We start from the raw sequence: 18,547 nt of genomic DNA, 5'->3' as shown, positions 1-18,547 counted from the left end.
CGGGCAACAAGGGGGTGGTTCTATGTTCTAGCTTTTAGCAAGGCTAGCTAGCAAGATCTTAGTCCTGCAGGCTCTTCTCGATACGAGCCTTCAGAGCCTCGAACTCGTCCCAGACTTCCTGCGGAACGCGGTCGCCGAGGAACTTCAGCCACTCCTCGTTGTCCGGCAGGTCACCCTGCCACTTAGCAGCCGGTGCCTTCAGGGCTTCCTTGACATCTTCAAAGTCGATGTCCAGGCCAGTCAGGTCCAGGTCCTCTGCCTTAGCGGTGTGACCAACAACGGTCTCCTTGGCGCCAACACGGCCCTCAATGCGGTCGATGATCCACTTGAGAACGCGAGAGTTGTCACCGAAGCCCGGCCACAGGAAGCGGCCGTCTTCGCCGCGGCGGAACCAGTTGACCAGGAAGACCTCTGGCATCTTGTCGCCGCCCTTGACACCCATGTCAATCCAGTGCTGCAGGTAGTCACCGACGTTGTAGCCAATGAACGGCAGCATTGCCATCGGGTCATGGCGCAGGGAACCGACCTTGGCCTCAGCGGAAGCAGCGGTCTGGCCGGAAGCCAGGGTTGCACCGATGAAGGTTGCGTGGTTCCAGGACAGTGCCTGGGTCACCAGCGGCACAGTGTCCGGGCGGCGACCACCGAACAGGATGGCGTCGATCGGGACACCCTGCGGATCGTCGTACTCCGGTGCGGCGACCGGGCACTGCGAAATCGGGGTGCAGTAACGGGAGTTCGGGTGCGAGGACAGCTCGTCGGAATCCGGAGTCCAGTCATTGCCCTTCCAGTCAATGAGGTGCTCCGGCTTGCCTTCCATGCCTTCCCACCAGACGTCACCATCGTCGGTCAGCGCGACGTTGGTGAACAGGGTGTTACCGGCCTCCATGGTCTTCATGGCGTTCGGGTTGGAGGAGTAGTTGGTGCCCGGTGCAACACCGAAGAAGCCGTTCTCCGGGTTAACAGCGTACAGGCGACCGTCCTCACCGAACTTCAGCCATGCAATGTCGTCGCCGACGACCTCGGCCTTCCAGCCCTCGATGGTCGGAGTCAGCATAGCCAGGTTGGTCTTACCACATGCAGACGGGAATGCAGCGGCGATGTGGTAGGCCTTGCCCTCCGGATTAGTGAGCTTCAGGATGAGCATGTGCTCAGCCATCCAGCTCTCTTCCTTGGCCATGACCGAAGCGATACGCAGTGCGTAGCACTTCTTGGCCAGGATGGCGTTTCCGCCGTAGCCGGAACCGTAGGACCAAATCTCCTTGGTCTCCGGGAACTGGGTGATGTACTTCTCATCGTTGCACGGCCATGCAACGTCCTCCTGGCCCTCCTCCAGCGGAGCGCCAACGGAGTGCAGAGCGTGGACGAAGTCTCCGTCCGGGCCAATCTTGTCCAGGGCATCCTGACCCATGCGGGTCATGATTCGCATAGAGAGAACCACGTACTCCGAGTCGGTCAGCTGAACACCCAGCTTCGGCTCCGGGTCGGTGATCGGACCCATGCAGAACGGAACGACGAACATGGTGCGGCCCTTCATGGAACCGCGGTAGTGCTCGGTCATTTCCTTCTTCAGCTCGACCGGATCCGCCCAGTTGTTGGTCGGGCCAGCGTCCTCTTCCTTTTCAGAAGCGATGAACGTGCGGGACTCCACACGAGCAACGTCCTTCGGGTTAGAGCGGGCAAGGAAAGAGTTCGGGCGCTTTTCCTCATTCAGCTTGATAAGAGTTCCCTTATCAACCAGGTCCTGGGTAAGGCGGTTCCACTCTTCTTCCGAGCCATCAGCAAAGACAACCTTGTCTGGCTGGGTCAGTTCTACGACCTCAGCAATCCAGCGCAGCAGTTCGGCGTTCTCGGTCGGGGCCTGGCCCTCGAGACCAGGAATAGAAGGTGCGGACATCAGTTCTCCTGACTCATTGATTCGCGTCTTAATTTAAGGCTACCGGGGGATACCGAAAGTTGCCGGGCCCCACATCGACAATCGGCTTGTTCCCGCATTTGTAAGCCGTTACATCACAGCTTTACAACAAATAATTTTCCCCGCCCCATTCTTGCGACCTGTTCATTTACGGCCATAACCAGTGAATAAGGCCAGCCTCACCACATAAATTTACAACCATTAACCCTTCGGGTGCAGTTACCCCCATTTGTAAGCAACCGAGACACGGGTACCCCCGCGCACCGTGGTTCCAAAGTCGTTAGTCCCAGCTGCCCCGAGCGGATTGCTCCCATGAGTACGCATCCCACTTCCCCGCGGCTGATGCCGGTTTCACTGCTGCTTCGCCCATCGCGTCAGCAGCCCTCACATCATCACTGCTCCAAGACTCCCAAGTGCCGTCAAAACGGACCGTCGTAACGTGATCCACCGTGCCGTCACCGTCCAGATCTGAATAGATTGACAACCCGGAATCGTCGGCAAGCGTAATTGACCCCTCGTCGTCGCCGAGGTCGTAGAGCTGCCCATCGACCTCCACAACCAGCCCGGCGCCACCAACGTCCACCGACTGCCCATCAATCGGTGTCGCTGCCTCCAAACCACACGGCGTAGCGGGCGAACGCGCCTCCACCCCGCCATCGGACGCGGGTTGATCGGAAAAGTACTGCAGTAAAGAAAACTCATCCATCGTGATATCCCCCTATTTCTCTTCGCTGTCACAGCTATCGTGCAGGCGTTCCGGTGTACTCCGCCAGCTGCTCTATTCGCCATCCCGGACCCCGCGCACCAATGGCTTCGCGCACCGTCATCTCCACGGACTGTGTCCATTTTCGCCGCAGATGGGCAAGATAATTTGCCCGCCACTGCGCGGTGCGTTGGCGTGCGTTACGACGAATCGTTGCACCCACCGCCGCCACCGCAACACCGAGGCCTATTGCAAGTGCGACCAGCTGCGCCGCAGGCGTCGGCACCCCAATCCACATCAGCAATCCGTGGACGATCCGCACTGCGCCGACCGCCACGCCAAGCGATGCCACCGCCACCAGAGCGTCCATGGCATAACTGGGGTGAGCTGGGCTTGCTGGAGCGGGCACTGAGATTTCCACACGAAGGCCCAATTCGTCGCCACACCGCTGTTGCAGCCGCGTCGCTGCGACCTCGGCACGCCCCTGAAGATCCGCCTGATCACCTGCGGGGCCGTCAGCCACTTCCTGGAGTGCATCCCGCACCGCACTCTCAGCTGCCAACTGCATCTTCCGCTGCAATCGCGCCGCCGCCCCGGCTCCGCGCGATCGCTCCTGTGTCAGCTGAGCTCGCACATTTCGAGCCCGGCGCGCACTCAGTGTTTCCCCCGGGTTTCTGGGCGGGCCTTCTGCCAGCAGAACCAGGGTTCTGGCCATCCTCTCGTCCAGCGCTCCCATTGGGATTGTGCTGTCGATTTCCTGACGCCAGGCCTCGGCATACTCACCATTGCCAATCAGGCCAACTGCAACACGGCCGGTGGCTTGGCTAATGGCTGCAACCGTGCTGACGCACTCCCGCGTGGGCTGCACCTCGCTGTCTGCAACATAGAGCACGACGGCGCTGCGTTTATCCACAAACTCCAGGCGACGTGGCGGAGTCGCAGTATCAACAATCTGCGAGAAGTCCGCGCGGTCCGCTGCGTCCCCGGCTTTGGTGACAAGAAGCGGTGGCTGCTCCGGCCCCTCGGCCGAGACCGGGAGTGGCTCAACTACGTCCGGTGCTGCCATAACAGCTCCTCCAGGCTGTCTCTAGCCGCGGGAAAGGCCGCCGCAATCTCAGTCAACTGCACTGCGAGTAGCCCGTCATCATTGCGTGATCCGCCTTTCGCCCCGTGGCGTTCAGCAATCTTCCGCAACGCGGAGCTGAACAAAAAGGTGTGTTCAGCTGTCTCGTTTGTGGTGATGTCGCAATACTCGTCGGCAAGCGAATGGCGAATCGGTTGTTGCTCGATGACCAGCGCGACAGGGACGGACAGCTTGTCGGCCAGCTCCGCGTGACATTGCGAAAATGCCTCGCGCACAGCGGTTTCGCGCACGCCCCTGCGCAATCGCGCGCAGATTATCGATGGCCGTTTCTCACGCTCAAGCGCCTTGGCGACGCACACCTCCGCACCGCTCGTGTGTGTGGTGTCCGAGTGCGCGACCTGCCGTGCTGACAGCCAGTCCACCACAGCGGCGCGCAACGACGATGTAGATCCTGTTGACGGCTGTGTTGTTTCCGTGACGTCACTTGCGGAAATAAGGTCCATTCGGCCTAGTCCCCTCCCATAAATCCCCTGCGCAGTTTAGTTAAAAACCTGCGTAACCCCCATACGGCCCGTAGGCCAGAATCCGCGCCCTGAAACACTGCGCTAGGCAGACCCCAAGCACGGCTTCAACCAACGAATAAGCGCGGCTTCGCGTTCAGCCTACAGCGGACCGCGGATTCGGCAAGTCGACAAAACAACTTGTCCCGCCATGCCGCCAGTTCGGGACGACGCGGCATCGTCAACCGAAGTGAAACCGCCAGGACAACAACAAAAATCCTAGGGGCAATGATTGGATAGTTGGCCAATGTCGTGGACAATAGGGAACGTGACTACTTCTGATTTTTCTGAAAATATCGAACAGCCTGCGGTTTCGCAGGAATCTGAACCATTGCCAACTCGCGGAGACGAGCAGGCGGAACAGCCGCATGAGCGCCAGCCGAAGAAGGGCGAATTGCCTGCAGGTCGTCCGGAAAAGACCCAATTCGACGACGGTCTTGACTACCCGCGCATCGGCAATCTGTCCTTCCGCCGCGGCACTTTGACCCCCAACCAGGAAAAAATCTGGGAAGACAACTGGGACACTTACGGCAAGGTCCTCTCCGACGAAGTCATTGACGTGGAGGAATGGTTCGGCCGCAAGGGCCCGACCATCGTCGAGATTGGCTGCGGCACCGGCACATCCACCGTGGCTATGGCTCCGCAAGAACCGGACCACAACATCATCGCAGTTGAACTTTACCGCCCTGGCCTGGCGAAACTGCTCTCTGCCACCGTGCGCAATGAGGTGTCGAACATCCGCATGGTCCGCGGCGACGGCGTCGAGGTTTTGCAGCGCATGATCGAGCCGGAGTCGCTGGCCGGCGTGCGCCTGTTCTTCCCGGACCCGTGGCCGAAGGCACGCCATCACAAGCGCCGCATTGTGCAGTCCGGCACGTTGCGCCTGATTTCTTCGCGTCTGAAGCCCGGCGGCATTTTCCACGCTGCCACCGACCACGCGGACTACGCGGAATGGATTGAGGAACTCCGCGAGGTCGAGCCGACGCTCGAGCCCATCGCCTGGCCATGGCCGGAATCCCCCATGCTTCTCGACCGACCGACGACCAAGTTCGAAGCCCGCGGCCTGAACCTCGACCACGACATCCACGAGTTCATCTGGCGCAAGAAAGAGGCATAGGAACATGAGCACTACCCAGAACACCTCTGCCAGCTACAACACCACCGAGACGCACCCCACCGCGCTGCTCGTGTGGGACGCGCCGAACTTGGACATGGGTCTCGGCGCCATTTTGGGCTCCCGCCCGACCGCCGCGCACCGCCCGCGCTTCGACGCCGTGGGCAAATGGCTTATCGACGAAGCCGAGCGCGTATCCCACAAAATCGGTTCCGATGTCCTCCCCGAGGCCACGGTGTTCACCAACGTCAACCCGGGCTCAGCGGAGATTGTCCGCCCCTGGGTCGAGGCTCTGCGCAATGTCGGTTTCGCGGTCTTCGCAAAGCCGAAGATCGAAGAGGACACCGACGTTGACCCGGACATGATTGCGCACATCCAACGGCGTTACGACGAGGGCGTGTTGCGCAGTGTCGTCGTTGCGTCCGCCGATGGCCAGAATTTCCAGGAGCTGCTGGAAAAGCTCGCATCCGAGGGGATTCGGGTAACCGTCATCGGTTTTCACGAGCACGCTTCCTGGGCGCTGGCCTCCGATGCGATTCGCTTCGTTGACCTGGAGGAAATCAAGGGCGTCTTCCGCGAGCCGCTACCGCGTATCGATCTCGACCGCCTGCCTGATGGCGGTGCGTGGCTGCAGCCGTTCCGTCCGCTCACTTCGTTGCTCAAGGAGCGCGACGGCAAGAACGACGACTAGGGAGACCACTGCGGCGACGTCTAGGGAGACGAACAGGAAGACGAACAGGCTTCTTATTTATGTCACGACTTAAAAAAGTCCTCAAAACCGGCAATTCGAGCTGGCTACGATCGATAATCCTCGTGGCCCTCGTGATTGCCGGTGTCGTCCTGACGGTAAGAAACTGGGACAGCGTCGTCCAGGGGCTCCAAATCCTTGCGGATGTCGACGCTAAGTGGCTGTTCATCGCTATTTTTTCCGTGGCTTTTTCGCTCTACGCGATGGCGGAAGTGATGCGTCTGCTGTTGCGAGCTGGAGGCGTAAAAGCAGCCACTCGCCGTAGCACCAATGCGCTAACCCTCGCATCCAACGCGTGGGCGGTCACCGTTCCCGGTGGTGCTGCATTCTCCACGGCGCTACAGATTAAGCGCATGATGCAGTGGGGCGCATCCGCGGTCCTTGTCAGCTGGTTCGTGCTTTTTTCGGGCGCGTTGTCGTTTTTAGGTCTGGCATTTCTGGGGCTTGGCAGCCTCTTCTTCGTCGGACAGGGTGGCACGACCGCGGTGCTCATCGCTATGGCAATTGCGGTTTTACTAGCCACCATTTTGCTGTGGCGGATTTCGCAGAACCCGGCTTTTCTCAACAAGACAGGCGCGTGGTGTCTGCGTGTCTTTAACAAGATTCGAAAGAAGCCCGCGGACACCGATGTCGACCGACTTGAAGAGTCCGTCAAACAGCTGACCAGCGTGAAGTTGCCCGTGCAAACTTTGGCTCTTTCCTTCACCTGGTCCTTTATCAACTGGGTCGCGGAAATTGTCTGTCTCTACGCCGCCATCCGTGCCGTTGGTGTCGATGACATCTCCGCTACGAAGGTGCTGCTGGCCTTCGTAACCGGCAAGCTCGCTGGTTTCATCCAGGCCACACCGGGCGGCATCGGCACTGTCGAGGCCGCTTTGACCGCGGCTCTCATCGCAGGCGGCACCACCGGCGCCGAGGCCTTTGCAGCGGTGCTGGTCTACCGCATCGTTTCCTTCGTCCTGGTGGCAATTGTGGGCTGGATTATCTACGCCCTCGGCTTCGACCACAAGGATCAGCCCGAGCATCAGCCAGTCGCTGACCGCTAATGGCTTCCTCGCCGCTGGTCGCTGGTCCCCCACCAATCTGAGGGGTCGCTAGACTAAGAAGCATGAACACACGCGTATCGACGTTCTTGATTGACATCCTCGCCATCTTTATTTTCGCCGTGTTAGCGCGCCTGGCTCACAACACTCCCGAGGATTCTTTTACCTTCATCAATATCCTCGATACCTGGTGGCCGTTCGCATTCGGTGTCCTCCTGGGCACCGCGCTGATTAAGAACGAGCCGAACCCGCGTGCAGTGAGTTCAGGCGCAATTGTGTGGCTCGGCACTGTCGTCGTCGGCCTAGCTGTGTGGGCCACCCGCAATTCGGCAGTCCCGCACTGGTCCTTCATTCTGGTTGCCTCAGTCATGAGCGCCTTGCTGCTGCTGGGTTGGCGAGCAGCGTCGAATGCGGTTGCTCGTAAGTCTCTGGACTAAGCCTTTGGCCCCGTTCCTAACCCTTCGATTTAGTTCACTGACTAAATCTGGTTTTTAATTTTTGCACTCCGCCTCGATAATTGAAGAATGGACAAATCTTCAGACGAGGCTCTCGGCAATCAACCAACTGCTGAGACCCAACGAACTCATAACCCCGCAGGGTCCAGCGAAGACCGCACCTTCATGGGCCAACCGTGGGGTCTCGCCAATCTCTTCGGCATCGAAATGTGGGAGCGCTTCAGCTTCTACGGCATGCAGGCCATCCTGGCTTTCTACATGTACTACGAGACCACTCAGGGCGGTCTCGGCCTGGACAAGGGTGCTGCTACCTCCATCGTCGGTGCTTACGGCGGTCTTGTCTACATGGCCGCACTCGTTGCCTCTCTGGTTGCCGACCGTATCCTTGGCTCGGAGCGGACACTGTTCTACTCCGCCATCCTGGTCATGATTGGCCACATCTCCTTGGCATTCATCCCCGGCGTGATTGGCCTGGCTATTGGCCTTGTCTCCATCGCGATTGGCTCCGGCGGCGTGAAGACCAACGCACAGGTCGTGCTGGGTCAGCTCTACGCCAAGGACGACCCGCGTCGTGATGCCGGCTTCTCCATCTTTTACATGGGCGTCAATATCGGCGCCCTGTTCGGCCCACTGCTCACCGGCTGGATTTGGGGCATGAAGGGCTTCCACTGGGGCTTCGGCCTTGCCGCTATCGGTATGGCTGCCGGCCTGGTTCAGTACATCCTGATGCGCAAGTCCACCATCGCCGAGGCTGGCCATGAGATTCCGAACCCGCTGCCGAAGAAGCAGTACCCGGTATGGATTGGTATCGCAGTGGTCATCACTGTTGTCTCGGTTACGCTGGTTTCCACCGGAATTGTTCCGGTCACTACTCTTTCCACTGTGGTCACAGTGATTGCACTGATTGCCGCTGTGGTGCTGTGGTGGCAGATGTACTCCTCGCCACTTACGACGAAATCGGAGAAGACTCGTCTGGTCGGCTTCATCCCGATGTTCGTCTCAGGCGTGCTGTTCTTCGGTATCTTCCAGCAGCAGTTCACGGTGCTGGCCATCTACTCGGACATCCGCCTCGACCGCGAGATCTTCGGTTGGGAAATGTCCCCGGCCTGGATTAACTCGATCAACCCGATCTTCATCATCGCCTTCTCGATGGTCTTTGCAGCCGCCTGGTCCAAGCTTGGTGACCGCCAGTGGTCCACCCCAGTGAAGTTCGGTGTCGCCAACATCATCATCGGTATCTCGCTGTTCTTCTTCATCCCATTCTCCGGTGGCGGTGAGAACTCCACTCCGCTGTATGCGATTATCTGGATTCTCTTCCTGTTCACCATGGGTGAGCTCATGCTGAGCCCAGTCGGCAACGCCCTTGCTACCAAGGTCGCTCCGGCAGCATTCCCGTCGCGCATGATGGCCGTCTGGCTGATGGCAGTCGCTATGGGTACTTCACTGGCAGGCACCCTGGCCGGCTTCTACAACTATGAGGATGCCGCTGCTGAGAACACCTTCTTCATCACCCTGGGTATCGCCTCGGTTGTCTTGGGCTTGATTCTGCTCGCCCTGCGCAAGTGGATTGTCAAGGAGTTCGTCGACGTCCGATAGGGCTGGCTCCGTAAGGCTTGCCCCCGCTCTGGCACAGCCCACGCTCACGCCCCTCCCCTCCTCCTCACTTCACGACACCTATGTCACCTCATGCCGCCTCCACAGATGACACGAGGTGACATAGGTGTCGTGAAGTGTTTTTGGGCGGCCCTGAACATGCTTCGCCACAAACTCGCCACCAGCACAACCGCCATCCACAGATTTTCCCCACCTCCCCACCGGCTAAAATTGAGGCCATGTTTGCCATCATTACCGTCACCGGCGAGGATCACACCGGCATCATCGCCGCCGTCACCACTGCTCTGGCGGAGCAGGACGTCAACATCGTCGATGTTTCCCAGACCCTCATGGATAAATGGTTCACCATGATCCTGCGGGTGGAGTTCAACGAGAAGGCCACCCCTATCAGCACGCTGCAGGGTTACATGGATTCCGTCGGCAAGCGGGAGGGGCTTGTCATTCGAATCCAGTCTGAGGCGCTGTTCAACGCCGTCAACGAGATTTAAAGGGCGCGACCAGGATGGATTTCAACTTCGCGCAATCTAAGTTCCTCGACACTATTGACATGATCGAGAAGTACCGTCTGGATATCCGGACGGTCACCATGGGCATTTCCCTGCTCGAGTGCTCTCGCTCTGAAATGGAAGCCACCGCACAGGCGGTGTATGACCGCGTAACCAGGCAGGCCGCTCGCCTCGTGGAGGTCTGCGAGGGTATCGAGGCGGAGCTGGGCATTCCGATCGTCAATAAGCGCATCTCCGTCACACCAGTTTCCCTCATCACGGCCGGTTGCGAAGGCGATCCCACAGTGGTTGCCAAGGCGCTCGACCGGGCCGCCCGCGATTCTGGCGTGAACTTCCTCGGCGGCTACTCGGCGCTCGTCGAAAAGGGCGCGACCACCAGCGAGAAGTGGCTCATCGACTCCATTCCCCACGCTCTTAGCGAGACCGAATTGGTGTGCAGTTCGGTCAACGTAGCGTCGTCACGCGCGGGCATCAACATGGATGCAGTGCGACGCATGGGCGAAGTGGTGAAGGAAGCTGCGGCGCAGACCGCCGACCGCAGCTCGATTGCCTGCGCAAAACTGGTGGTTTTCGCCAATGCGGTGGGCGACAACCCCTTCATGGCCGGCGCGTTCCACGGTGTCGGGGAGCCAGATTGCGTCGTGTCTGTCGGCGTTTCGGGGCCGGGCGTGGTCGATCGCGCGCTCGGCGATCTGCATGGCGCCAGCTTTAACGAAGTCGCCGAGGAGATCAAGAAGGCAGCGTTCAAGATCACACGCACGGGTCAGCTGGTCGGCACGATGGCGTCGGAGCGCCTGGGCGTGCCTTTTGGCATCGTGGATCTCTCGCTCGCGCCGACCGCCGAGATGGGCGACTCCGTCGCTCATATTCTCGAGCACATGGGGTTGGAGCAGGTCGGCACGCACGGCACCACTGCCGCGCTGGCACTGCTTAACGACGCCGTCAAGAAAGGCGGCCTGATGGCGTGTTCACGCGTCGGTGGACTGTCCGGGTCGTTCATTCCGGTCTCTGAGGACAAGGGCATGATTGATGCTGTGCGCGCGGGGTCGATCAGCATGGACAAGCTGGAGGCGATGACCTCTATTTGCTCGGTGGGCTTCGACATGATCGCGATTCCCGGCGACACGCCTGCGACCACGATTTCCGGCATGATTGCCGACGAGGCCGCCATCGGTGTGATGAACCACAAGACCACCGCAGCCCGCCTCATTCCGGTGCCGGGTACCAAGCCGGGCGATGAGGTGAACTTCGGTGGCCTGCTCGGCTACGCGCCGGTCATTGATGTCAATGCCAAGGGCAATGCCGAGTTCATTGCCCGTGGCGGCTACATCCCCGCCCCGGTGCACGGGTTCAGGAACTAGCGGCTTCGGACGAGGCTCCTACGATTGCAGGCGGCGCCCATTAGCGTCATAGGCGTAGGAGCCACTACCGACGAGAATCAAAATGAACTCGATAAATGCCCAAATGCTGACGCCGATGATTAGGAAGAATCCGACCAGAAGGATAGCCGTAATCCAGCCGAATACCGTCAGTGCTAGTTGAATAGCACCACGCGAGTTGTGCCCCAGGTAGAAGTTGTGAACACCGAGGGTACCCAGGAAGAAGGCAAGCAGAGCCGCTGCAATCTTGGACTTATCCGAGACAGGAGCACCTGCGCCCCCGTAGCCCTGGTGCGGGTTCGGGCCACCGAAGCCAGCGGAATACGCCGGCGCCTGCTGGTTTGGGTAACCACTCTGATACGGGTTCGAGTACCCGTTGTGGAAATTGTGCTGGCTCGGGTCCTGATAGCCCTGCCCCATGTTCGGCTGCTGCTGTGGGTATGGATCCGAGTACGGCATACCGGAGCTGTAAGCACCCGAGCTGTCGGCGAACTTTCCCCGGGACCTCGGCATACCGTCTTCGTCGAAATCTCCATATGGGTTTATCGGATTCGTCATTGCACCCTACCTTTTCGACTAGATTATCCGGTCATGAACAGCAGTTCCTTGGGCGATAATAACCGGTTCTGTCAGACTGCTTCCTGCAATTTTTGTCAATTTCTTTCGAAACTTTAGCGAACCTGTTGTTTTGAAACGTTAAACACCAGTTCTTGAGCAAGATTCTAACAGCAAGTACCCGTCGAGGTCGGGCTCGTCTCGCACATTTTTGAGCTGCCTCTACCGTCGCGCCAGCGATTGTTCAATCAGTTCGCGAGTCCAGCCCTCAGTCCAGGCCAGCGGAGTCGTACCCGGGATTGCTACGTCATTCGTGGCGTAGGTCGCATGCGCTCCTGCGCCGGCAATCATCTCCTGCGCTCGCGCAATCGCATCAGCCACTGCCGGAGGAACATCACAGAAGGAATCCGATGGCACGCAGACATTCTGGACCTTGTCATTAAGAGGCCCAAAGCCGTCTCGTGGACCGCGCATCGTTGCGCCCGGAACCACAGCCTGCACAATGCCGCCAAGCGGCTGCAACGACAGCTCGACACCCACACCAGCCAGCGGAACGCCCTGGTTCACGCCCTGATTGGGGTCACGCCGCGGGTCGCCCAACAGAGCCACGCCCGCGATGCGCTCGGCCGGAACGACACCGCGACCATTGCCGATGTCAGAGGCCAAGTCACCTGCAATAGCCGCACCCTGGGAGAAGCCCATCAGGACGAAGTCCGTCAGTGAACACTGCCCGTGCAAGTCAGCCATTTCCTTAGCGGTGACATCGCGCCCGACTGCCTGCGAATCATCGTAAGTGAGTTGGTCGGGCAGCTGATGCGTCTTGATCTGTGCCGGGTACGGCGTAGTCCAGACCTTGACATCACCCTCCGAGTAGGACCCTGAGATCGAGTTCGTCAGGCCAAGCAGCAGCGAATGCGGGTTCGCGGTCGGGGCCATCGGATCATCGTCAGCACGCGATTCCGCAGTTCCGGGCACGGCGATAACTTCTACCGCCGGGCACCACTCGGGTTGTTCGGCCAGAACCCCGCCATCGTCACCGGGGGTCGGTGGGGTTTGACCGCCTTGGTCGTCGTTAAGCCATTGCACTACGCCGAAGCCAATAGCGGCCACCAGCACAATGACCGCCAGAATTGTCAGCACTTTACGCATGAGTGCTAGCAATACGCCTTTTTAGCGGAGCTTGCAATAGTCTTCGCCACTTCTTCGGCGCTTTCCTGTGAGCGCCCCTGGGCGACCAGCTGCCCGGCAATCGCCAGCGCGATGACTTCACGCTCCTCCTCCGGTGCGTCCGCGCATGCCGCGCGACCTGTGCCGATGAGCTGATCCTCCACCCCATCAACATCGATTCCCGCTTTTTCCAGCGCTCCGAGGTATGAATCGTCCGCCTCGCTGAGCTTCATCTGCCCATCGGGCGCTTCGTCCACGCGCTTAGCTTGGGGATCTGTGATCTCCGGCGCAGACTTTTCGCTCGACTTCGGCGCAGAAGTCTTCGTGCTTGACGACGTCGTGGAGGTCTTCGTAGTCGTCGACGAGGTGACCTCCGAAGATTCCACTGTGGAACTGCCACAGGCGGCCACTCCGAAGGTCAGCAGCGCAACAGCTGTGGTTGTAGCCAGTGTCCGGAAGGACTTGTTCATGGACATTTGTCTATCCCTTATTCAGTGCCCTGCTTTGGTTGGCTTACTTGTCATCACCGTTGTCGGCGGCTGGGGCCGGCGCTTCTGGCTTATTGCGCTCTTCGACAATCTTGCCGTTGAGCTGACGAATCCAGCCACCCTCGAACTGCTGCTCAAGACCGCCGGCCTTGACTGGCTGCAGTGGGCCGACCGGGTAGCCGAACGGGCCATTTTCGTAGCCAGTGCTGCCCCAGTGGTCAGTGATGTCGTTGGAGCGCACCGGCTGTGCACCAGTTTCCGGAGTCCAGTAAATGGCACCGTGTTCGAAGCGCTGGAAAGCGCCGCGGGCGAGCTTGACCTCGTCGCCGTCGACAGGCAGACCCAGATCGGACTCAGCGCCACCGAGCTCCTTGTAGACACGGCCGATTTCACCACGCACGATGCGAGGTTCTTCGCCGCCGATCTTGACGATGGTGCCACCCTGGAAGTCCTGGGCGACACCGCCCGGAATATCGCGGTGGTTGGCGACTGGGTAGCCCAGCGGACCGGTCTCGAAGCCGGCCTTGCCCCAGACGTTCATAATGTCGCCGGTGACTTCGTGGGCTCCGCCTTCCGGAGTCCAGTAAATCGAACCCTTTTCGAAGTGAACGAAGCGTCCCGAGCCATCCGGCGTAGCCAGTTCGTTGGTCACTGGGTAGCCGAGCGGCGAGGACGGACCACCGAGCTCGTTGTAACGCGAACCGATGCGCCCCCAGACCACATGTGCCCCGGAATCCGGGTGCCAGTAGGCGGTACCGCCGGTAAAGTCCTGAGCCACGCCATTCTTGGCGACACCATACTCATCCGACAGGCAGGTGCCAATTCCCGGCAGAGATGCAACGGCCTTCTCAATCTCGCCACCTACGCGGCAGACAGCGCCACGATCGGACTCCGGCAACTGCAGTGCATCGGCCAGCGTTGGCCAGGCCTGACTGACCTCGAATTGCCAGTACGGCCAGGTGTGAGTACCCGAGCTCCGGAAGTTCACAACCGGCTCGACGCCCTTTTCGCGAGCATTTCGGATGAAGGTCTCACTGGTCATGCGGGAAAGCACTTCCAATGCGTAACCGGTCGGATTGTCCGGCTTCGTCGGATCGATCTGCGACGGCACGTCCCACTCACCGGTGTTGCCGTTACCCGCCGAGATGTACAGCGACATGCCCTTGAGCTTGTCGATGTTCAGCTTCGGATCATTGTCCTTCCAACGCTGCGAACCGAGCGGGCCCCACATCTTCGTCGCGTCATAGCCACCGGTGTTCTTCATCGCCAGAGAGATTGCCTGCGGCATGCCCGGCGAAGTCATATCCAGGTAACCAGAGAGGCTACCGGCAAACTTCCACAGCTCCGGAGAGTGTGCTGCAACGTTGTAAGCACCGGTAGCTCCCATGGAGATACCGATAATGCCGCGTTCATCGTTGCCGCGGAAGCCGTTGGTGATAACCGGCACGAGCTCCTTAGTAATGAAGCTCTCCCACTTGTAGTTCTGACCGTTATCCGGCTGATCCCAGTCAGAGTAGAAGGACGATGTACCGCCGGCGGGCATAACCACCAGGACATTCTTGTCCTCGTAGAAGCGCTCGATATTGGTAGCGCGAATCCAACCGGAGTAGTCATCAAACGATGCCATACCGTCAAGGTGATAGACGCTCGGGAATGTGCGCTCCTTGTCGCGGTACCAATCGCGCGGCAGCAAAATCTCAACCTGAATTGGCTTCTCCGGCATGGCAGCCGAGCGAATGTGCGCAATGACGTGGTGATCTGTGTACCACTCGACCTTGTCTACGCTGACTCCGCTGGGCAGGTTCGCCACTGCGGGAGTATCGACTTTAAATGGCGTACGCTCCGGCCCTGGCATCGGCTTCGGCATACCCAGGCCAGGTAGCTGCGCACCAGCAGCTTGCGCTGCTTCAGCGGCCTTAGCAAGGTCTCCCAGGTCTTCAGATTGAGCCAACTGCCCCTGAACGGCCTGAAGTTCCTCGTAGCTAGGCAGACCTGGCTGAGCTGGCTCGGGAGCCGCCACTGCAGCAGGGGCACCGAGAGCGAGAGTCAACGGTAGTGCCAAAAGTGCGGTCAACGCCCGCGATGACTTCCGGCTGTTGCCGAGGCCACCACGGAGGAATCTAGCGGTTACGCGCATAAGAGGGCTTCCCTTTACAAAGTCGCTGGTTGAAATTATTTGAGACGTTGAGTGTTGCACCGGCGCCGGTTAGGCACCTGCAGATAGCATCACGCGGCGCTAGAGCTATGCGTTTACCGTTCGGCTTCGCAGAATTACGTGGTGACCAGCAACGTATCCGAAGGTTCCCCTCCTCCGGCGTGCCGCTGCACGAAGAATCTCACACACGTTCTGCGAAACAAACGGTATAGCTACCTGAATAGCTTCACCCTTTACTTTAAGGTTCGACTCTCATGTTTACCCTCTTACGGGTAAAAACCGTGGAGACACACGCAAAAGGAACTGAATTCAAGCTTTGACAGCGCAACTCTTTGCGCCCCTCTGTAGGCCGTTACCCACACCTTCCGCTCAGCATCCAAACCCGGACTCGACACAGAAAAAAGACCAATCCCAACAAAAGGATTGGTCTTTCTTCAAAATTGAGACGTCTTAAGAAGCTAGCCCCTTTAAGAAGCCATCCAGCACCAGCGCTAGGTCAGCGCGCCAGAGCGCCCTGAAATAACTATCGACCTAAAGGCCCAGCGCCCGAAGAATGTGCGGGCGAGCAAGCGCGGCATCACGGCCCCACAGCTCCCACGAGTGGATACCGTTCGGGCTGTAGACAAACTGCGCATTGAGGCCGGCAGCGCGAGCATCCTGCTCAAAGCGCTGCGTCGAAGCGCGGGATACGGACTCCATCACGGCACGCCAGACGGTGTCAGGGAGCTGCGGCACCGGACGGTTCAAAACCTCCGGATCACTCCACAGGCTCTGAACACCCTGGGCGGAGGAAACATACATCGGCAGCCCCTTGAGCTGGTCGAGCAGCATCGAAGGGTCATGGGCCTGGCGTTCCGCCGAAGCCGGAACCGGAAGACCCCACATGCCAGTCGGATTCACTACACCAGTGCTAGCCACCATTGCAGTGGTACCCGTAGCAACTACCTCGTTCGACATCTGGTAGTAACCGGACAGCGAAGTAACATGCTTGAACTGGTCACGGTGGCGGGCTGCCAAAGAAACCGCCGCAGCCGCACCCATGGACAAACCAGCGATTGCGTTGCGGTTCGGGTTGACACCAAACTCACGCTGCAGATAGACCGGCAGCTCCTGAGTCAGGAAGGTCTCCCACTTCTGGATCTTCGGACCCTCAGCAGTCACAGCCGGGGTATTCCAGTCGGTGTAGAAGGAGCCATCGCCAGCAGCCGGCGCAACCAGAGTGATGTTGTCATTGGCGAAGGTCTGAGCAATGTGACCCGACCAAATCCAACCGGACGCGCCCTTATTAAAGCCCCACAGACCGTCGAGCATGTACAGGGACGCATCGCCGCCACCAGTAGCCGCCTTAATCTGAACCGGAATATTGCGGTTCATAGCCGGCGAGAAGACCTGGCAGTACTGAACCCACCAGTTGTATGGATCCCACTCACAGCCTGGACGCAGTCGATCACGGTTTGGATCAGCACTCGCATCCTTCGCGGATGCGAGCATGATGCCACCAAACACCATTGCAACAGCCACAAGGGCAGCTACGACCTTCACCGTGAAGTTACGACTCACTGCAGTAAAGCTCATCGTTCTCCTCTTTACTTTCGGACTTACCTCCGCGCCAGACTTTTCGGAGGCAGTCGCTTACGCGAGCTTTCGCTTTTCTGCTTCCAGTTGTGACGCGACAACTGGAGACCCCACAAAAGAATCTCGAGTATGTAACGATACTCAATCGTTTCCCTACATCCAAGTTTAAATCGTAATCATTCCGTAATATTTCTCACATTTCCCCTCAAAACTATCCACCACAAGGAGAAACAATGTTTACCAGCATGGAATTACAAAATTGTAATTCCGCCCCGACTAATCCGTAGGACTGACTGAGAAACCTAAAACACGCCTACAAGAACCCCAAACACAACGTAAGTATTAGCTAGGCACAAAAAAGCCCATGCACCCCTCGGTGCATGGGCTTTCAGCTACCAACCGAACCCGACTAGAACCCGACGAGAACCCGACGGAAATCGCAGTTCGCTTAAAGGGATAAGAACTGGGAACTACCCCAGAGTCGGGACAGCGTAGACAGCGATGGCAATGGACAGCAGCCACAGGACGGCCAGTGCCTGCAGCGGTCGGTCCTTGAGCGCAATCTCATCCGGGCTTCCCGCATCACCACGGTCAACGTCGGCGGCGAAGCGCAGGATGGCCACAGTGAATGGAACCATCGAGATCTCGTACCAAATAGCCGAAGTCGATGAAGTGCCCGGCGCGCGGCCCATCTCAAAGCCCCACAGCGCGTAGCTCAGCACCACGGCGGTCGCAGCGAGGGTCCACACAAAGCGCAGGTAAGTCGCGGTGTAACCCTGCAACGACTTACGAATCTTCTTACCTGTGCGCTCCGCCAACAGCAGCTCAGCGTAACGCTTACCGGCTGCCATGAACAGCGAACCAAAGGCCGCAACCAGCAAGAACCACTGGGACAGGTTGATGTTGGCAGCAACACCGCCGGCCATTGCACGCAGCATGAAACCCGAGGACACCAGCGCAATATCAATCACCGGCTGATGCTTCAGGCCAAAGCAGTAACCGAGCTGCAGCGCAATGTATACAGCCACAACAATTGCTAGCCCTGGCCCCTCAGAGGCGAACCAGGACACCGCAATCGAACCAATAATCAGTGCGACCGCCATAATGTACGCCATGCTCACCGGCAGTACGCCAGCGGCAATTGGGCGGAAGCGCTTGGTTGGGTGCGCGCGGTCAGCTTCGACATCGCGGGCATCATTAATCAAGTAAATCGACGATGCGGCCAAACAGAAGGCCACAAACGCCACCAGGATGTCGACGGTCAGCGTACCGATTGAACGTCCCGAGTCCATGATCTCGTTGCCGGCTGCCAGTGGAGCCGCAATGACCAGGACATTCTTCACCCACTGCTTCGGGCGAAGCGCCTTGATCATGCCGTCCAGCAAATTCTTCGGCGGATGCCCCTGCGGGTGCGCAGGCTCATCGATACCGGAAGTGTGCGGCTCGGACCCAATCCTTGATTGAGAAGCTCGCAGCTGGTTGGCCGACA

General features: G+C 59.1%; 17 protein-coding genes. 7 read left to right on the top strand and 10 right to left on the bottom strand.

From position 1 onward, the window contains the following. Window positions 1-58: 58 nt before the first annotated feature. From HMPREF3053_RS00325 to HMPREF3053_RS00310, 4 genes are all read right to left on the bottom strand, one after another. Window positions 59-1,894, bottom strand: a complete 1,836-nt coding sequence (locus HMPREF3053_RS00325) for a phosphoenolpyruvate carboxykinase (GTP) (RefSeq protein WP_070600983.1) — start codon at window positions 1,892-1,894, stop codon at window positions 59-61. Between the two features lie 298 nt (window positions 1,895-2,192). Then, a complete protein-coding gene (locus tag HMPREF3053_RS00320) occupies window positions 2,193-2,618 on the bottom strand; it encodes a DUF6802 family protein (protein ID WP_016421630.1) in 426 nt (141 codons plus the stop codon). 34 nt (window positions 2,619-2,652) lie between these two features. Continuing rightward, window positions 2,653-3,681: a hypothetical protein gene (locus HMPREF3053_RS00315; protein WP_070767095.1), complete on the bottom strand. Its 1,029-nt coding sequence runs from the start codon at window positions 3,679-3,681 to the stop codon at window positions 2,653-2,655. Beyond that, on the bottom strand, window positions 3,663-4,202 hold the full coding sequence (locus HMPREF3053_RS00310) for a hypothetical protein (RefSeq protein WP_070546516.1): 540 nt from the start codon (window positions 4,200-4,202) through the stop codon (window positions 3,663-3,665). Before HMPREF3053_RS00310 ends, HMPREF3053_RS00315 begins: the two co-directional genes overlap by 19 nt. Before the next feature lie 325 nt (window positions 4,203-4,527). Between HMPREF3053_RS00310 and trmB the strand changes: the two genes are divergently transcribed. The 7 genes from trmB to HMPREF3053_RS00275 all read left to right on the top strand — a co-directional run bounded on the left by trmB (window position 4,528) and on the right by HMPREF3053_RS00275 (window position 11,100). Next, window positions 4,528-5,376, top strand: a complete 849-nt coding sequence (trmB, locus tag HMPREF3053_RS00305; RefSeq protein ID WP_224784017.1) for a tRNA (guanosine(46)-N7)-methyltransferase TrmB — start codon at window positions 4,528-4,530, stop codon at window positions 5,374-5,376. A 4-nt stretch (window positions 5,377-5,380) separates the two neighbouring features. Further along, window positions 5,381-6,064: an NYN domain-containing protein gene (locus HMPREF3053_RS00300; RefSeq protein WP_005510460.1), complete on the top strand. Its 684-nt coding sequence runs from the start codon at window positions 5,381-5,383 to the stop codon at window positions 6,062-6,064. A gap of 59 nt (window positions 6,065-6,123) precedes the next feature. Beyond that, complete coding sequence (locus tag HMPREF3053_RS00295) at window positions 6,124-7,167, top strand: lysylphosphatidylglycerol synthase transmembrane domain-containing protein (protein WP_049193158.1); 1,044 nt, start codon at window positions 6,124-6,126, stop codon at window positions 7,165-7,167. Window positions 7,168-7,229: 62 nt separating this feature from the next. Further along, window positions 7,230-7,601, top strand: coding sequence for a DUF3054 domain-containing protein (locus HMPREF3053_RS00290; RefSeq protein WP_049171813.1), 372 nt, complete (start codon window positions 7,230-7,232; stop codon window positions 7,599-7,601). An 87-nt stretch (window positions 7,602-7,688) separates the two neighbouring features. Next, window positions 7,689-9,215, top strand: coding sequence for a peptide MFS transporter (locus HMPREF3053_RS00285; RefSeq protein WP_070767094.1), 1,527 nt, complete (start codon window positions 7,689-7,691; stop codon window positions 9,213-9,215). A 236-nt stretch (window positions 9,216-9,451) separates the two neighbouring features. Then, window positions 9,452-9,721, top strand: coding sequence for an ACT domain-containing protein (locus HMPREF3053_RS00280; RefSeq protein WP_016421638.1), 270 nt, complete (start codon window positions 9,452-9,454; stop codon window positions 9,719-9,721). Window positions 9,722-9,735: 14 nt separating this feature from the next. After that, complete coding sequence (locus tag HMPREF3053_RS00275; protein ID WP_070767093.1) at window positions 9,736-11,100, top strand: PFL family protein; 1,365 nt, start codon at window positions 9,736-9,738, stop codon at window positions 11,098-11,100. Window positions 11,101-11,118: 18 nt separating this feature from the next. On the opposite strand, the gene HMPREF3053_RS00270 is transcribed toward HMPREF3053_RS00275, so the two are convergent. The 6 genes from HMPREF3053_RS00270 to HMPREF3053_RS00245 form a co-directional block, all read right to left on the bottom strand. Beyond that, a complete protein-coding gene (locus HMPREF3053_RS00270; protein WP_070429906.1) occupies window positions 11,119-11,676 on the bottom strand; it encodes a TM2 domain-containing protein in 558 nt (185 codons plus the stop codon). 219 nt (window positions 11,677-11,895) lie between these two features. Continuing rightward, a complete protein-coding gene (locus tag HMPREF3053_RS00265; RefSeq protein WP_070767092.1) occupies window positions 11,896-12,822 on the bottom strand; it encodes a cutinase family protein in 927 nt (308 codons plus the stop codon). Window positions 12,823-12,827: 5 nt separating this feature from the next. After that, the gene (locus HMPREF3053_RS00260) at window positions 12,828-13,316 is read right to left on the bottom strand and encodes a DUF732 domain-containing protein (protein ID WP_016421642.1); all 489 of its coding nucleotides are present in this window, start codon (window positions 13,314-13,316) and stop codon (window positions 12,828-12,830) included. Window positions 13,317-13,353: 37 nt separating this feature from the next. After that, window positions 13,354-15,465 carry an alpha/beta hydrolase-fold protein gene (locus HMPREF3053_RS00255; protein ID WP_049193154.1) on the bottom strand — a complete coding sequence of 704 codons (2,112 nt, stop codon included), beginning with the start codon at window positions 15,463-15,465 and terminating at the stop codon, window positions 13,354-13,356. A 549-nt stretch (window positions 15,466-16,014) separates the two neighbouring features. Then, the gene (locus HMPREF3053_RS00250) at window positions 16,015-17,058 is read right to left on the bottom strand and encodes an alpha/beta hydrolase (RefSeq protein ID WP_049193152.1); all 1,044 of its coding nucleotides are present in this window, start codon (window positions 17,056-17,058) and stop codon (window positions 16,015-16,017) included. 470 nt (window positions 17,059-17,528) lie between these two features. Next, window positions 17,529-18,533, bottom strand: coding sequence for a decaprenyl-phosphate phosphoribosyltransferase (locus HMPREF3053_RS00245; protein WP_070767124.1), 1,005 nt, complete (start codon window positions 18,531-18,533; stop codon window positions 17,529-17,531). Window positions 18,534-18,547: the final 14 nt, after the last annotated feature.

The sequence above is a fragment of the Corynebacterium sp. HMSC064E07 genome (assembly GCF_001815745.1).
Taxonomy (GTDB): domain Bacteria; phylum Actinomycetota; class Actinomycetes; order Mycobacteriales; family Mycobacteriaceae; genus Corynebacterium; species Corynebacterium jeikeium_D.
Note: the sequence above shows the minus strand (reverse complement) of the source record. Positions and strands in the feature narration are given on the sequence as shown.

Bases quoted from the DNA above. Each gene is read 5' to 3' on its own strand.
- HMPREF3053_RS00290 (WP_049171813.1), top strand. From the start codon at position 7,230: ATGAACACACGCGTATCGACGTTCTTGATTGACATCCTCGCCATCTTT.
- HMPREF3053_RS00320 (WP_016421630.1), bottom strand. From the start codon at position 2,618: ATGGATGAGTTTTCTTTACTGCAGTACTTTTCCGATCAACCCGCGTCC.
- HMPREF3053_RS00280 (WP_016421638.1), top strand. From the start codon at position 9,452: ATGTTTGCCATCATTACCGTCACCGGCGAGGATCACACCGGCATCATC.
- HMPREF3053_RS00315 (WP_070767095.1), bottom strand. From the start codon at position 3,681: ATGGCAGCACCGGACGTAGTTGAGCCACTCCCGGTCTCGGCCGAGGGG.
- HMPREF3053_RS00285 (WP_070767094.1), top strand. From the start codon at position 7,689: ATGGACAAATCTTCAGACGAGGCTCTCGGCAATCAACCAACTGCTGAG.
- HMPREF3053_RS00250 (WP_049193152.1), bottom strand. From the start codon at position 17,058: ATGAGCTTTACTGCAGTGAGTCGTAACTTCACGGTGAAGGTCGTAGCT.
- HMPREF3053_RS00260 (WP_016421642.1), bottom strand. From the start codon at position 13,316: ATGTCCATGAACAAGTCCTTCCGGACACTGGCTACAACCACAGCTGTT.
- HMPREF3053_RS00295 (WP_049193158.1), top strand. From the start codon at position 6,124: ATGTCACGACTTAAAAAAGTCCTCAAAACCGGCAATTCGAGCTGGCTA.
- HMPREF3053_RS00265 (WP_070767092.1), bottom strand. From the start codon at position 12,822: ATGCGTAAAGTGCTGACAATTCTGGCGGTCATTGTGCTGGTGGCCGCT.
- HMPREF3053_RS00255 (WP_049193154.1), bottom strand. From the start codon at position 15,465: ATGCGCGTAACCGCTAGATTCCTCCGTGGTGGCCTCGGCAACAGCCGG.
- HMPREF3053_RS00310 (WP_070546516.1), bottom strand. From the start codon at position 4,202: ATGGACCTTATTTCCGCAAGTGACGTCACGGAAACAACACAGCCGTCA.
- HMPREF3053_RS00275 (WP_070767093.1), top strand. From the start codon at position 9,736: ATGGATTTCAACTTCGCGCAATCTAAGTTCCTCGACACTATTGACATG.
- HMPREF3053_RS00300 (WP_005510460.1), top strand. From the start codon at position 5,381: ATGAGCACTACCCAGAACACCTCTGCCAGCTACAACACCACCGAGACG.
- HMPREF3053_RS00270 (WP_070429906.1), bottom strand. From the start codon at position 11,676: ATGACGAATCCGATAAACCCATATGGAGATTTCGACGAAGACGGTATG.
- HMPREF3053_RS00325 (WP_070600983.1), bottom strand. From the start codon at position 1,894: ATGTCCGCACCTTCTATTCCTGGTCTCGAGGGCCAGGCCCCGACCGAG.